Below are 14964 nucleotides of genomic sequence, written 5' to 3' on the forward strand. Positions count from 1 at the left end.
TCGGGCCGCCGGACGGGTGACGCCTGTTCCGGAGCCCGCGCGCTCACCCCTGACGGCCGCCGGATCCCGCCGCGACCGAACGGGCCCACCGGTAGTCCGCCTTGCCGCTCGGCGAGCGCTGTATCTCCGGCGCTATCACGAGCTGGCGGGGAATCTTGTATCCGGCGAGCCGGGTGCGGCAGTGCGCCTGGATGGCGTCGAGCCCCGGCGCGTCCACGCCCCCGCGCAGCTGCACCACGGCCGCCACCCGGTTGCCCCACGTCTCGTCGGGCACCCCGGCCACCAGCGCGTCGTACACGTCCGGATGGGACTTGAGCGCCTGCTCGACCTCTTCCGGGTACACCTTCTCGCCGCCCGTGTTGATGCACTGCGAGCCCCGGCCGAGCACGGTGACGATGCCCTCCTCGTCCACCGTTGCCATGTCACCCAGCAGCACCCACCGCTCGCCTTCGGCCTCGAAGAAGGTCTCCGCGGTCTTCCCGGGGTCGTTGTAGTAGCCCAGCGGGACATGTCCGCGCTGCGCGATGCGGCCCACTTCGCCGGGTACGACAGGAGCGTGTGTCGCCGGATCGATCACCGCGGTGCGGGAGTTGACGCGCAGCCGGAACCCCTTGCCGGGGCCCGAGTCGTCCGTCGCCGTGCCGTTGAAGCCGGATTCCGACGACCCGAAGTTGTTCAGCAGCATCACGTTCGGCACCAGCGCCTGGAACTGCTCGCGCACCGTCTCCGAAAGGATCGCGCCCGAGGACGAGACGCTGAACAGCGACGAGCAGTCGGTCCCCCGCATCGGCCCGTTCAGCGCGTCGACCAGCGGCCGCAGCATGGCGTCGCCGACGAGCGACACGCTGGTGACCTTCTCCTTCTCGATCGTACGGAGCACCTCCTCGGGCGCGAACTTCCGGTGCAGCACCACCCGCTGGCCGAAGAAGAAACCGATGAAGGCGGTGAGCGTCGACGTGCCGTGCATCAGCGGGGGAGTGGGGAAGAAGGTGATCCCGTCGCCGCCGGCCGCAACCCGTTCGGCCAGCTCCGCCGGCGACTTCACCGGTTCACCGGTCGGCGCCCCGCCGCCGAGCCCGGAGAAGAACAGGTCCTCCTGGCGCCACATCACACCCTTGGGCATGCCGGTGGTGCCGCCGGTGTAGATGATGAACTGGTCGTCCCCGGAGCGCGGCCCGAACCCCCGTCCGTCCCGTCCCGCCGCCTCGGCCTCCGTGAACGGCACCGGCGGGATCGCGGGCTCGGGCGCACCGCCGGGCGCCGTACCCACCCGTACGAGATGCCGGAGCTTCTCCGTCCGGGGGAGCGCGGCCGCGACCCGCCCGGTGAACTCGGCGTCGAAGACGAGCGCCACCAGGTCCGCGTCGCGGTAGAGGTAGACCAGCTCCTCCTCGAGGTAGCGGTAGTTGACGTTGACCGGGACGACGCGCGCCTTGAGGCAGCCCAGCACGGTCTGGAGGTATTCGACGCCGTTGTAGAGGTGCAGCCCCAGGTGCTCGCCCGGCTTCACGCCGGCGTCGGCGAGGTGGTGCGCGACGCGGTTCGCCGCCGCGTCCAGCTCCGCGTACGTCAGTCTGCGCTCGGCGCCCGTACCGGGATGGTCGGCGTACACGAGCGCCTCACGGTCCGGGACCACGTCGACGACCGACTCGAACAGGTCGGCAAGGTTGTACTCCACCGTTCCTCCTGACCCGGGCTGCGCGATCGCCCGACGGCACGTGACGGTCACCCGACGGCCATCAGAGCAAAGCCCGCTCCAAGTGGGAAGGGGCTGCGCCGAGAAAATCTGACTAGGTGTCAGAAAACTATTGAACTGGGCCCCACCCTCCTGCAACCTGTTCTCGTTCCTCAGACGGGAGGCAGTCAATGGGTGGTACGGAACACCTCACCGTGCGACGCGAGGGCGCCACGCTGGTGCTCACCCTGAACAGGCCCGAGGCCAAGAACGCGCTGTCGCTGCCCATGCTGGTGGGGCTGTACGACGGCTGGCTGGCCGCCGACGCGGACGACGACATCCGCTCCGTCGTGCTGACCGGCGCGGGCGGTGACTTCTGCGCAGGCATGGACCTCAAGGCCCTCGCCGGCGACAAGGACATGGGCGGCGACCAGTACCGCGACCGCATGAAGGCCGACCCCGACCTCCACTGGAAGGCGATGCTCCGCCACCACCGCCCCCGCAAGCCGGTCATCGCCGCCGTCGAGGGGTACTGCGTCGCGGGCGGTACGGAGATCCTCCAGGGCACCGACATCCGCGTCGCCGGGGAAAGCGCCACCTTCGGCCTCTTCGAGGTCAGGCGCGGACTGTTCCCCATCGGTGGCTCGACCGTACGCCTGCCGCGCCAGATCCCGCGCACGCACGCCCTGGAGATGCTCCTCACCGGCCGCCCGTACCCGGCGCGGGAAGCCGAACGCGTCGGGCTCGTCGGCCATGTCGTCCCGGACGGCACCGCCCTCGACAAGGCCCTCGCCATCGCCGGGCAGATCAACGCCTGCGGCCCGCTGGCCGTCGAGGCGGTCAAGGCGTCCGTGTACGACACCGCGGACATGACCGAGACGGACGGCCTCGCCGCCGAACTGAAGCGAGGCTGGCCCGTTTTCGACACCGCCGACGCCAAGGAGGGCGCCCGCGCCTTCGCCGAGAAGCGCGAGCCCCACTACCGCCGCGCGTGAGAACGACGCCCGAGAAGGAGCCGTCCATGCCCGAAGTCCTCAGTGCCCCGCTCGTTGTCGAGTTCCCGTTCACCCGCTCCCTCGGTCCCGTGCAGAGCGCCTTCCTCACCGGCCTTCGCGAGCGCACGGTCCTCGGCGTGAAGACCGCCGGCGGCGGGGTGCTGGTGCCGCCCGTCGAGTACGACCCGGTCACCGCCGAAGAGCTCCGGGAACTCGTCGAGGTAGCCCCGACCGGCACCGTCACCACCTGGGCCTGGAACCCCTCCCCGCGCCGCTACCAGCCCCTGCGCACCCCCTTCGCCTGGGTCCTGGTGCGGCTCGACGGGGCCGACACCGCCCTGCTGCACGCCCTGGACGCGCCCGGCCCCGACGCCGTGCGCACCGGCCTGCGCGTGCGCGTCCGCTGGGCCGCCGAACGCACCGGCGCCATCACCGACATCGCCTGCTTCGAACCGTACGACAGCGAGGACAGCGGTCCGGCGGCCCCGCACGACGGCCGCTTCGCCGATCCCGTCACCGGCATCGTCGCCCCCGCCCGCCTCGACTACACGTACAGTCCCGGCCGCGCCCCCACCGACTACATCAACGCGCTCGCCGGGCGGCGCACCGTCGGCGAGCGCTGCCCCTCCTGCCGCAAGGTGTACGTCCCGCCCCGGGGCGCCTGCCCCACCTGCGGCATCGCGACGGCCGAGCGCGTCGAGGTCGGCCCGCGCGGCACCGTCACCACCTTCTGCATCGTCAACATCAAGGCGCGCAACCTCGACATCGAAGTCCCGTACGTCTACGCGCACATCGCGCTCGACGGCGCCGACCTCGCCCTGCACGGGCGGATCGGCGGCATCCCGTACGACCAGGTGCGCATGGGCCTGCGCGTCGAGCCGGTGTGGACCGAGGGCGGCCGCTACCCCGACCACTACCGGCCCACCGGCGAACCGGACGCCGACTACGACGCCTACAAGGAGCTGATCTGATGCCCGGCACGCCCGGCAAGCCCGGCGCACGCGACATCGCCGTCGTCGCCTTCGCCCAGAGCCCTCACCGCCGGCGCACCGACGAGCTGTCCGAAGTCGAGATGCTGATGCCGGTACTGCACGAGGTCCTGGGGCGTACCGGACTCAGGACCAGTGACATCGGATTCACCTGCTCCGGTTCGAGCGACTACCTCGCGGGCCGGGCCTTCTCCTTCACCATGGCCCTCGACGGTGTCGGCGCCTGGCCGCCGATCTCCGAGTCCCATGTGGAAATGGACGGAGCCTGGGCGCTGTACGAAGCCTGGGTCAAGCTCCTGACCGGCGAGGCCGACACCGCGCTCGTCTACGCGTACGGAAAGTCCTCCCCCGGCGAGCTGCGCGACGTCCTGACCCGCCAGCTCGACCCGTACTACGTCGCCCCCCTCTGGCCGGACTCGGTGTCGCTGGCCGCACTCCAGGCCCGGGCGCTGATCGACGCGGGCGACGCGGACGAGCCCGCCCTCGCGGCCGTCGCGGCCCGCAGCCGCGCCGCCGCGGAGGCCAATCCGTACGCCCAGCTCACCGGATCCGTTCCGGCCGGCGACTACCTCGTACAGCCGCTGCGCGCGGGCGACTGCCCGCCCATCGGCGACGGCGCGGCGGCGGTGATCCTGGCGGCGGGCGACACCGCGCGCCGGCTGTGCGAGCGCCCCGCCTGGATCTGTGGCATGGACCACCGCATCGAGGCGCACAGCCTGGGCGTACGCGACCTCACCGACTCCCCGTCTGCCAGGCTCGCCGCCGAACGGGCCGGGGCCTTCGAGCGGCCGGTCGACACCGCCGAGCTGCACGCGCCCTTCACCTCGCAGGAGATCGTCCTGCGCAAGGCGCTGCGCCTGGGCGACGACGTGGACGTCAACCCGTCCGGCGGCGCGCTCGCCGCGAATCCCGTCATGGCCGCCGGACTCATCAGGATCGGCGAGGCGGCGGCCCGCATCCACCGCGGCGCGTCCTCCCGGGCGCTCGCGCACGCCACCTCGGGGCCCTGCCTCCAGCAGAACCTTGTCGCCGTCCTGGAGGGGGAGTCATGAGCAAGGAGCCCGTAGCGGTGGTGGGCATCGGCCAGACGAAGCACGTCGCCGCCCGCCGGGACGTCTCCCTCGCCGGTCTCGTCCGCGAGGCCGCCACACGCGCGCTGGATGACGCCCGGTTGACCTGGGCGGACATCGACGCCGTCGTCATCGGCAAGGCCCCCGACTTCTTCGAGGGCGTGATGATGCCGGAGCTCTACCTCGCCGACGCGCTGGGCGCCGTCGGCAAACCCATGCTGCGCGTCCACACGGCGGGCTCCGTCGGCGGCTCCACCGCGCTGGTCGCCGCCAACCTGATCGCCGCCCGCGTCCACGGCACGGTCCTCACCCTCGCCTTCGAGAAGCAGTCCGAATCCAACGCGATGTGGGGCCTGTCCCTGCCCGTGCCGTTCCAGCAGCCCCTGCTCGCCGGTGCCGGCGGCTTCTTCGCGCCGCACATCCGGGCGTACATGCGCCGCAGCGGCGCCCCCGACACCGTGGGATCCGTCGTCGCGTACAAGGACCGCCGCAACGCTTTGAAGAACCCGTACGCCCACCTCCACGAGCCGGACATCACGCTGGAGAAGGTCCAGGCGTCCCCCATGCTCTGGGACCCCGTCCGCTACTCCGAGACGTGCCCGTCCTCCGACGGCGCCTGCGCGATGATCCTCACGGACCGCGCCGGCGCGGCGCGCGCGCCGCACCCGCCCGCATGGGTGCACGGCGGCGCCATGCGCAGCGAACCGACCCTGTTCGCCGGCAAGGACTTCGTCTCCCCGCAGGCCGGCAAGGACTGCGCCGCCGACGTTTACCGGCAGGCGCGCATCACCGACCCGCGCCGGGAGATCGATGCCGTCGAGATGTACGTGCCGTTCTCCTGGTACGAGCCGATGTGGCTGGAGAACCTCGGATTCGCCGCCGAGGGCGAGGGCTGGAAGCTCACCGAGTCCGGCGTCACCGAACTCGACGGCGACCTGCCCGTGAACCCGTCGGGCGGGGTCCTGTCCACCAACCCCATCGGCGCCTCCGGCATGATCCGCTTCGCCGAGGCCGCCCTCCAGGTGCGCGGACAGGCCGGAGAGCACCAGGTCGACGGGGCACGCCGGGCGCTGGGCCACGCCTACGGAGGCGGAGCGCAGTTCTTCTCCATGTGGCTCGTCGGCGCCGAACCGCCTCCCGGCTGAGAGGTCCGGCATACCGGACAGGCCACCGGGCCGGCCCGGCTCCTACCGGCGGCCTGTCCGTCGCCGGGGACGATGGCTAGGCTGACCGGCGGACGACGAACCGGGAGGAGCAGGGACGTGGCCGAGAGCATCACCGCGCAGCGGACCAAGGGCTGGGACAAGCCGGAGCAGCTGGATCTGAGCAAGGCGGACTGGCAGTCGGGCAGTCAGGGGGCGGGCGACGTCCAGATCGCGTTCGTCGAGGGATTCATCGCGATGCGCAACGCCGACGCCCCCGGCAGCCCCTCACTGATCTTCAACCCGGCCGAGTGGCGCGCCTTCGTCCTGAACGCCCGCAACGGCGCCTTCGACCTGACCTAGCAGCCCCTCTGCCGGGACTTCGTCCGCCGTCCCCGACCGCCGTACGGCCCGAATCCGCCCCGTACGGCGATCGGGGGCCGGGACCGGGAACGGGACCCGCGCACCGGGCCGCCCCGACGCCGGAAGACCCTTCGGGCCACGTACCATGGCGGCATGTCCTTCCTCCGCCGCCGCCCCTCCGCCACGCCCGCGGGCCCGGAATTCGATGTCCTGGCCATGGACCCGGGCGACTGGCCGGGCAACCTCGGAGCGGGCCTGCTGCCCGCGCCCGACGGCAGCTGCCAGGGTGTCTTCCTGCGTTACGACCTGTTCGGCGGCCGCGGCCCCGCGATGATCATCGGGAACCTGCCGGAGGGCTCGCCCGCCAGGGAGCTGGAGGAGGGCCAGGTGCCCTTCGAGGTGGCGCAGCTGCTCCTGGCGCTGGAGAACGACGAGCCCGTCACGGTGACCGGCAGCGAGGACATGCCGGTCATGCAGGGCGACAACCTGCTGATCGTGCGCCGTATCAAACTCTCCGAAACCCGCATCTCCTGCGTACAGTTCGACCGCAGCGACAACGTGCTCGTCACCATCGCCAGCTGGGACCGGCCGATCACCGACGACCTGTACGCGCTGCTGAAGCCCCTGCCCGCGGAGCTGTTCCAGCAGGGGTGACGACCCTGCGGGGAGAGGCGAGCGAGGAGTGGTTGTGGGAGATGTGGCAGTCGGCGCACCGGAGACGCGGTATCCGAAGGTGAGGAAGCAGCGCCCCTTCTGGAAGGAGCTCCCGCTCCTCGTGGTGATCGCGCTGCTGCTGTCGCTGCTGATAAAGACCTTCCTGCTCCAGGCGTTCTCCATCCCCTCGGAGTCTATGCAGAACACCCTTCAGAAGGGTGACCGCGTCCTGGTCGACAAGCTGACCCCGTGGTTCGGATCCGAGCCGGAGCGCGGTGAGGTCGTCGTCTTCCACGACCCGGGCGATTGGCTGAAGAACGAGCCGACTCCGCGTACCAACGCCGTCCAGAAGGCGCTCGGTTTCATCGGACTGATGCCGTCGGCCGAGGACAAGGACCTGATCAAGCGGGTCGTCGGCGTCGGCGGCGACACCGTCGAGTGCGCGGGCAGGGGCCCGCTGAAGGTCAACGGCAAGGCGCTCGACGAGCCGTACGTCTTCCCCGGGAACACGGCGTGCAGCACCGACCCGGACGGCCAGTTCAAGGTCACGGTGCCCAGCGGCCACCTCTGGGTGATGGGCGACCACCGCCAGGCTTCCGGAGACTCCCGGTACCACCAGCGCGAGCCGGGCGCCGGGATGGTGCCCGTGGACGACGTGGTGGGCCGCGCGGTCGTGGTGGCCTGGCCGGTCGGGCGATTGGACAACCTGCCCGTCCCCGCCACCTTCGGCCAGGCGGGGATCGGCGGTCCGGGACGCTGACCGCGAAGCCGGCCGGGCCGCCGCCGGTGCCCCGCGGCAGCGCGTCGCGGCGGTCGGCCCGGCGGCGGTGACGCGGGCTATGTGTGCGCGGCGGCCGGCCGGCTCAGCAGCGTGACGATCTGCGCGGCCGAAGTGCCCAGCCCCGTGGGACCGGTGAGGTGCCAGGGGGCGCCGCCTCCGCCGCCCCGCAGGTCCTCGTCGTGGTAACGGACGCATTCCCGGTGCCAGTTCAGGATCCCGGCCATCCAGTCCTGTAGCTCGCGCACATAGCCGTCGAGGATCTCACGGGCTCCGGCGTCCAGCGCGAAGTCGTCGTACAGGACGGGCAGTTCGACGTTGATGACGTGCTGGAACTGCCGCATCCGCCCCTTCATCAGCTCGTGCACCATCTCGACCCCGGTCGGATAGTCGATGCCGAAGAAGTTCTGCACGACCAGGACCGCGTTGTGCACCTCGCCCTCGTACTCGATCTCCTTCTGGTACGAGAAGAGATCGTTGAGCAGCGTGGCGTAGTCGACGGCCGAGTTCTCCAGCGACCGGATGGAGCCGCTCTGGTAGATCTCGTCCGGCACGCGGTCGCCGTGCGACAGCCGGCACAGCCGCATCGTCATGTCGGCGCCGAAGGTGAACCGCCGCATCTCGATGTAGTCCACCGGGTCGGGAACGCGGTGCAGCGCCTGGTTCGCCAGCTCCCACTCCCAGCTCGCGATCATGTCGTCGACCGACTTGCGGAACGTACGCCGCGAAGCGTCGTTCATCGGCCCCGCCGTCCGCTGCCAGAGGTCGGCGAGCCCCCGCTCCATCGCGTCCACCGGCTCCGGCGTGGGCACCCCGTCCAGGGGCATGAAGAGCCGCAGCCGCTCATTGGCCGCGTACGCGCCGGCCAGGTCGCGGGTTCGGCCGTAGATCACCGGATACAGGTCGTCGCCGTACGTCCCCCAGGTCAGCCAGTTCGACGAGAGGTCCAGCTCCTGGGGTGTCGCGTCGGGTTGCAGGCCCGCCGAGCAGAGCGGCAGGTCGATGTTGCGCGCCCGCCGCTCGTCCCAGACGTGCGACGCGGGCCGGCCCGGCTGCGGCTCCAGCATCCCCATCCGCCGTGCCCACTCGATGTTGCGGTCCCGGGCCCCCGCCAGGTGCGGACTCAGCTGGAGGCGGTACGGGAAGTCCAGCTCGGGCACGATCGACGGACCGACGTGCTGGTACGGCACATGGCTGTGCTTGCGCAGGCGCGCCGCTTCGGCCCTCGGCGTGAAGCGGATCGTGGCCGCCGCCATGCCCCAGCCGCTCTCGGCGGGACCGGCCGCGGCCCCGCCGCCGTTCATGTACCGGCTGGAGCGCATGTGCCACTCGTGCCCGCCCGACTGCCAGTCCTGCAAGCCCTTGGCGTACGCCAGTACGGCGGCCGTCTCGTCCGGGCGCAGCCCCTTCTCGGCGCACAGCGGTCCCAGTTCGGTGAGCGCCGTGTTCTCGAACTGCTGGAGCCGTGACGTCAGCAGATCGTTCACCGCCTCCGCCGCCTCCTGCGTCGTACACCCGAGGAAGTTCTCCAGCACCAGTACGCCGTTGCTGTTCTCGTGCTCCTCCTCGACCTCACGCTGGTACGAGAAGAGGTCGTTGCGCAGGTGCACCGCGTCCGAGAACGCGTCGCGCAGCACCGCGAGCGGCCGGGAGTGCGCCACCGACGCCGGGACCTCCGCGTTCGCGGCGAACTCGACGATGCCCGCCGACCAGGGCGCGCCGCCGACCTTCCTGCGCATCTCGATGTACTCGACGGGGTTGGCGATCCGTCCCTCGTCCATGTTGGACAGTTCCCACAAGGACTCGTTGAGCAGGTTCCGGGTCGACTCGGCGAATCGTTCCCGCCACGCGCCGGTCATGCTCGGCACGGTCCGCGTCCACAGGTCCGCGAGCCCCGCCTCGACCGGATTCTCCGGCTCCGGCATACCGTCCGACAGATCCATCGGCATGAACGCCGGCAGCCGGTCCAGGTACCGCTTGCCGCCCTCCCGGTCCAGGGTCCGCTTGAACGTCTCCAGGAAGTGGTCGTCGAAGAAGAACACCCACACGTACCAGTCGGTGACCAGCGCCAGCACTTCGGACGAGCAGTCGGGATGGGTGTACGCGCAGAGCAGTGCGTAGTCGTGGGCTTCGAGGTCGCGCTCCTCCCAGACTCCGGAGCCTTCCAGCATCTCCATCCGGCGAGCCCACTCCCGCGTGTGCCGACGGGCCTCGTCGACGTGGGGGTTGAGCCGCGCCGGATACGGAACATAGAAGTCCGGCAGTGTGAAGGGCTGTTGTGCCATGAACGGGTCCGGCCTTTCCAGGACGTCCGCGCGCCCACCGTCGCACGGACCGGTCAATTCCGCCCAGCCCTACCCGTCGCCCGTACGGCCCACTCCCCGCGCCCATTAGTCATACAAAAGGGCGCCACCGCCGGTCGTGGCCGATGGCGCCCCGTCGTCGCGCGTGACGGACTACGACGCGAGTACGCGCACGTTAGCGGCGCGCACATAGGCCACCCGGTGCCCGAACTGGAACTCGTAGTACGCTTCCTTGCCGCGGATCACGCGGTGTCCCGAGGTGTCGAACGTCGGAGCGAAGAAGTACTCGCCCGGGGCGCGGTCGCCGACCACATAGCGCTGTCCGGCGAGCAGCTTGTACGGCAGAGGCGAAATGGCCTGCACCGGGACGGACGTGCCGGCGTACGCCGCCGCCTCCGGGTAGGCCCGCCCGTACACCGGCACCTCGGCGGCCCCGTCCTTCGGCGTCAGCAGCAGACCGCGCGCGTTCACCGCGGTCGGCCGCGAGCGCGGATTGTGGAACCACGCCTTCTGCCCCAGGTACCAGATCGCGGTCCACTCGCCCCTGCGCTCCGCGACGGCGTACTGCTGACCGGTCGAGGCGCGGGCACCGGTGTCGTTGACCCCGTCCGTCGAGTCCTGGCCGCCCGGTCGCAGGCCGACGTCCTTCACCAGGGGTGCGTCCGAGGCGGGCGCGGTGTGCAGCCGCACGGCCCCCGAGCCGTGTGGGGCACACGGCTCGCCCGCCTTCACACAGCCCGTGTAGAGAGGCCGGTGCCCGTCGTACTCGGGCCGGATCGTCACCGCGCCACTGTCCGGGCCCGCCGTCGGGGTGAACGGCCGGCCGAGCAGCTCGAAGTAGTGCGCCCAGTCCCAGTACGGACCCGGATCGGTGTGCATCCCCCGGATGTTGGCGGTGACCGTTCCGGGCACGTTGTCGTGGCCGAGGATGTGCTGCCGGTCGACCGGGATCCCGTAGCGCTTCGCCAGGTACTTCACCAGCCGCGCCGACGTGCGGTACATCGCCTCCGTGTACCAGGCGTCCGGCGAGGTCAGGAAACCCTCGTGCTCCAGGCCTACGGACTTGGAGTTGATGTACCAGTTGCCCGCGTGCCAGGCCACGTCCTTCAGCGGCACGTGCTGGGCGATGTGCCCGTCCGAGGAACGCAGGGAGTACTGCCAGGACACGTACTCCGGGTTCTGGACCAGCTTGAGCGTCGTTTCCCAGGTCGCCTCGGTGTCGTGCACCACGATGTAGTCGATGCCCTGGCTCGCCGGCCGGTCGCCCTTGTCGTGGTTGCCGTAGTCGCCCTCACCGAACTCCTTGTACGGGGCCGGGATCCACTCGCACGCCACCGTCTTCGGGCACTCGGCGGGCCCGGCGTCAGCGGTCCGCAGACCCAGGCCGGCCGCCCGGGCGCGGTCGGGCACGAGCGCGGGGTCGGCGGGCAGCGAGACGTCCTGGCCGCTGTCGGTCGTACGCCGCTCACCCGCCCGGATCACGTCGTACACGTCATCGGCGTACGTCGTCGCGGTCGCCGTGTCGTCGGCCGCGGAGAAGCGGGCGACCGCGCCGTACCAGTCGGCCGGGTCGCTGCTCAGCGGCTGCCCGAGCTGGCGCTGCGCGGCGGCCAGGAGCGCCGCCCCGCCCCGGACGTTCGCGGCCGGGCTCTGCCGCAACTCCGCGTCCGGCAGTCCGGTCAGGGCGGCGGCCCGCTCCAGCGTCTTGAGCCGGTAGGGGAGTTCGGAGACCTCGGGCAGCTCGGCCTCGCCACCGGACCGGGCGGCTCGCGCGTCGTCGCCGCGCGGGTCCTCCCCGGTGTCCGAGTGGTGCGGAGCCCGCGCCAGCGCGGCGGCCGCGTCGGTGAGGTGCATCGGGCCGTAGCCGCCGGTCACGCTCGGCGCGCCGCCGTGCGCGTCCCAGCGGGACTGGAGATACGAGACCCCGAGCAGCACGCTCGGCGGCACCCGGTACTCCGCGGCGGCCGCGGCGAAAGCACGTTGCAATGCACCGGAGGCGGGCTGCTCGGCCGTCGCGGAGGGACCGGCCGACAGCAGGGGGAGCACCAGCGCGGCGGACACCACGAAGCCCCCGGCCTGCCAGGCACGTCTGCGCGCGACACTGGAACGTGACCTGACGGATCCTTGCAATGCGGCCTCCAGGGACGGGTGGTGCGCGAAGGACCTGCGGGCTGCGGCTCGACTACAGGGGTAGCGGCTCGCGGACCATCCGTCAATGAGGCTCAGCGGCAGGGACTTCGCACGTCAGCCCGGGTGCGGCCGAAGTTTCGCCGCGACGGCGGGCGGGCCTGCGGTGCGTCAGTGGTATCGACCAATAATCGGCCAACGGACCCGCACGGTAATTGAACTGACGTCAGGTCACGTCGCGGCCCGCGCGGACCGACTTCAGGGCGAGCAGCAGCACACCGATGTCGTCGAGGAACACCGGGTCGGGCATCAGGTCCGCCGGCAGGACGAGATAGGCGACAGCGGCCCAGAAGACCCAGGGCCGCCCTTCCGGTAGCCCCGCCGCCCGCAGGCTCCGGCGGGCGCGGACCAGCCGTACGAGCACGTAGACCGCCATGGCGAGCGTCGCCGCCACCAGCACCACGGCGACGACGAGCAGAGTCCAGGCTTCGGTACTCACAAGACCTCCAGGCGGCTCACGTCCGGCGCACTCTCTCACACCGTCTGCCCGTGCGCCGGCCGGTTCAGGCACCGGACGACGGCACTTCGCGCGTACGGGCCCACGTCAGCAGATCGTCCATGGACCAGGTGTTGACCACCCGCTCCGGAGGCACGCCGCACTCCTCGGCCCTGGCGCACCCGTAGATCTGCCAGTCGAGCTGACCGGGCGCGTGGGCGTCGGTGTCCACCGAGAACAGCACCCCCGCGTCGACGGCGCGGCGCAGCAGCCGCCTCGGTGGATCCAGCCGCTCGGGCCGGCTGTTGATCTCCACGGCCGTGCCCGATTCGGCGCAGGCGGCGAACACCTCGTCGGCGTCGAACTGCGACTCGGGCCGCCCGCGCCCGGTGAGCAGCCGGCCGGTGCAGTGCCCGAGGATGTCCGCGTGCGGATTGCGCACCGCGGCGACCATGCGGCGGGTCATCGCGGCGGCGTCCATCCGCAGCTTGGAGTGCACGGACACCACCACGACGTCGACCTCCTCCAGCAGGCCGGGTTCCTGGTCGAGCGAGCCGTCGAGGAGGATGTCGCACTCGATGCCGGTGAGGAGCCGGAACGGCGCCCAGCGCTCATTGAGCGCCGCGACCACCTCCAGCTGCTCGCGCAGCCGCTCGGGCGAGAGCCCGCTCGCGACCGTAAGACGGGGGGAGTGGTCGGTGAGGACGGCGTACTCGTGGCCCAGCGCCGCCGCCGTACGCCCCATCTCCTCGATGGGGCTTCCGCCGTCCGACCAGTCGGAGTGCAGATGGCAGTCGCCGCGCAGCAGCGCCCGCAGCCGCTCACCGCCCTCCGTCCGGGGGCCGCCGCTCTCCTCCTCCAGCCGCTTCAGATAGGCGGGCGTCCCGCCGGCCAGCGCCTCGCGCACCACCTGCGCCGTCTTGGGACCGACGCCCTTGAGGGTCTCCAGCGAGCCCGCCGCCGCCCGGCTCGCGGTCTCCTCCGCGGGGAGTGCCGCGACGGCGGCAGCGGCCGTGCGGAACGCCCGTACGCGATAGGTGGGGGCCTGGCCCCGTTCCAGCAGGAACGCGATCCGTTCCAGCGCCTCGACGGGTTCCATCGGCACCTCTCGTCGGCCGGTCCGGCAGTACGTACCCCGGGCTGCCGGGGTGTCCAGCTTCACCCGGCGCGCGCGGCGGCGCACGTCCGGGTACGGCGGACGGTCCCGGAACCGCCCTACGGCTGCTCCGCCGCCGCTTCCGGCCCCGGCGCGGGCACCCGCTCGGCCACCGGCACCGGCTCCGGCGGCGTACCGTCCCCGAACGGCCGCCCGCCCAGCTCCTCCCGGTGATGCGGGCTCAGCCACCCGGACAGGTCAGGACCCAGCGGCACGATCCCGGTCGGGTTGATGCCCGTGTGCACCCGGTAGTAGTGGTGCTTGATGTGGGCGAAGTCGACGGTGTCGCCGAAACCGGGCGTCTGGTAGAGGTCGCGCGCGTACGCCCACAACACAGGGTCCTCGGCCAGCTTCCGCACGTTGCACTTGAAGTGCCCGTGGTACACGGCGTCGAACCGCACCAGCGTCGTGAAGAGCCGGATGTCCGCCTCCGTGATGGTGTCCCCCACGAGATAGCGGCGGTCCGCGAGCCGCCGCGACACCAGACCGAGCCGCCGGAACACGTCCCGGCAGGCGTCCTCGTACTCACCTTGTTCCGTCGCGAAGCCCGCCCGGTACACCCCGTTGTTGACATCGCGGTAGACGCCTTCCATGACGTCGTCGATCTCCGCGCGCAGCCGCTCCGGATAGAGATCGGGCGCCCCCGGACGGTGCAGCGCCGCCCACTCGGTGGCGAAGTCCAGCGTGATCCGCTGGTGGTCGTTGGTGACCAGCCTGCCGCTCGGCACGTCCACGATCGCGGGGACGCTGATCCCTCCGGCGTAGTCCTTCTCCCGCGCCTCGTAGGCCTCGCTCAGGTACCGGATGCCGAGGACGGGGTCGCGGTCACCGGGATCGAGGGTGAACCGCCAGCTGCGGTCGTCCTGGACGGGATCGGCCACGGCCAGGGAAATGGCGCTCTCCAGGCCGAGCAGCCGCCGCGAAACCACGGCGCGGCTCGCCCACGGGCACGCGCGGCTCACCACGAGCCGGTAGCGGCCGGCCTCGACGGGCCAGCCGTCCCCGCCGTCGGCGGTGATGCGGTCCGTGAAGTGGCTCTTCGACCGCCTGAAGGGCTTCTTCCCGTACGCGGTGTTGCTGTACCTGCCGTACGTGCCTTCGTCGTCGGCGCCGCTCATCGTGACGTTCCTTCCCGGTCGGGTACGGAGAGCCTTCCCCTCGTCGCCCGGTACCCCCGCACACCGGCACGCACGCGGACGGCCGCGCCACGATCCGC

General features: G+C 71.5%; 13 protein-coding genes. 7 read left to right on the top strand and 6 right to left on the bottom strand.

Annotated elements, in window-relative coordinates:
- Window positions 1-43 precede the first annotated feature (43 nt).
- Window positions 44-1678 carry an acyl-CoA synthetase gene (locus tag AS594_RS31705; protein WP_069935626.1) on the bottom strand — a complete coding sequence of 545 codons (1635 nt, stop codon included), beginning with the start codon at window positions 1676-1678 and terminating at the stop codon, window positions 44-46.
- A gap of 188 nt (window positions 1679-1866) precedes the next feature.
- On the opposite strand from AS594_RS31705, the gene AS594_RS31710 reads away from it, so the two are divergent.
- The 7 genes from AS594_RS31710 to lepB all read left to right on the top strand — a co-directional run bounded on the left by AS594_RS31710 (window position 1867) and on the right by lepB (window position 7648).
- Complete coding sequence (locus AS594_RS31710; RefSeq protein ID WP_069775290.1) at window positions 1867-2670, top strand: crotonase/enoyl-CoA hydratase family protein; 804 nt, start codon at window positions 1867-1869, stop codon at window positions 2668-2670.
- 26 nt (window positions 2671-2696) lie between these two features.
- Window positions 2697-3641 carry a Zn-ribbon domain-containing OB-fold protein gene (locus tag AS594_RS31715; protein ID WP_069775289.1) on the top strand — a complete coding sequence of 315 codons (945 nt, stop codon included), beginning with the start codon at window positions 2697-2699 and terminating at the stop codon, window positions 3639-3641.
- The gene (locus AS594_RS31720; protein ID WP_069775354.1) at window positions 3641-4711 is read left to right on the top strand and encodes a thiolase domain-containing protein; all 1071 of its coding nucleotides are present in this window, start codon (window positions 3641-3643) and stop codon (window positions 4709-4711) included. The genes AS594_RS31715 and AS594_RS31720 overlap by 1 nt, the downstream gene beginning before the upstream one ends.
- A complete protein-coding gene (locus AS594_RS31725; RefSeq protein ID WP_069775287.1) occupies window positions 4708-5874 on the top strand; it encodes a thiolase domain-containing protein in 1167 nt (388 codons plus the stop codon). The genes AS594_RS31720 and AS594_RS31725 overlap by 4 nt, the downstream gene beginning before the upstream one ends.
- A gap of 117 nt (window positions 5875-5991) precedes the next feature.
- Window positions 5992-6234 carry a DUF397 domain-containing protein gene (locus AS594_RS31730; RefSeq protein ID WP_069775286.1) on the top strand — a complete coding sequence of 81 codons (243 nt, stop codon included), beginning with the start codon at window positions 5992-5994 and terminating at the stop codon, window positions 6232-6234.
- Between the two features lie 153 nt (window positions 6235-6387).
- On the top strand, window positions 6388-6888 hold the full coding sequence (locus tag AS594_RS31735; RefSeq protein ID WP_069775284.1) for a glycosyltransferase family protein: 501 nt from the start codon (window positions 6388-6390) through the stop codon (window positions 6886-6888).
- A gap of 28 nt (window positions 6889-6916) precedes the next feature.
- The gene (gene lepB, locus AS594_RS31740; protein WP_079144308.1) at window positions 6917-7648 is read left to right on the top strand and encodes a signal peptidase I; all 732 of its coding nucleotides are present in this window, start codon (window positions 6917-6919) and stop codon (window positions 7646-7648) included.
- Between the two features lie 77 nt (window positions 7649-7725).
- Here the strand turns inward: lepB and AS594_RS31745 are convergent, their stop codons facing one another.
- The 5 genes from AS594_RS31745 to AS594_RS31765 form a co-directional block, all read right to left on the bottom strand.
- On the bottom strand, window positions 7726-9951 hold the full coding sequence (locus AS594_RS31745) for a terpene synthase family protein (RefSeq protein WP_069935627.1): 2226 nt from the start codon (window positions 9949-9951) through the stop codon (window positions 7726-7728).
- A 171-nt stretch (window positions 9952-10122) separates the two neighbouring features.
- Window positions 10123-12099 carry an N-acetylmuramoyl-L-alanine amidase gene (locus tag AS594_RS31750; RefSeq protein WP_079148782.1) on the bottom strand — a complete coding sequence of 659 codons (1977 nt, stop codon included), beginning with the start codon at window positions 12097-12099 and terminating at the stop codon, window positions 10123-10125.
- A 223-nt stretch (window positions 12100-12322) separates the two neighbouring features.
- Window positions 12323-12532: a YkvA family protein gene (locus AS594_RS31755; RefSeq protein ID WP_069930921.1), complete on the bottom strand. Its 210-nt coding sequence runs from the start codon at window positions 12530-12532 to the stop codon at window positions 12323-12325.
- Window positions 12533-12659: 127 nt separating this feature from the next.
- Window positions 12660-13691, bottom strand: a complete 1032-nt coding sequence (locus AS594_RS31760) for a PHP domain-containing protein (protein ID WP_069935628.1) — start codon at window positions 13689-13691, stop codon at window positions 12660-12662.
- Window positions 13692-13807: 116 nt separating this feature from the next.
- Window positions 13808-14866 (bottom strand): glutathione S-transferase family protein, encoded by a 1059-nt coding sequence (locus AS594_RS31765; RefSeq protein ID WP_069935629.1) that lies wholly within the window; start codon window positions 14864-14866, stop codon window positions 13808-13810.
- Window positions 14867-14964 lie beyond the last annotated feature (98 nt).

Origin of the sequence: Streptomyces agglomeratus, from assembly GCF_001746415.1 — a bacterium.
Taxonomy (GTDB): domain Bacteria; phylum Actinomycetota; class Actinomycetes; order Streptomycetales; family Streptomycetaceae; genus Streptomyces; species Streptomyces agglomeratus.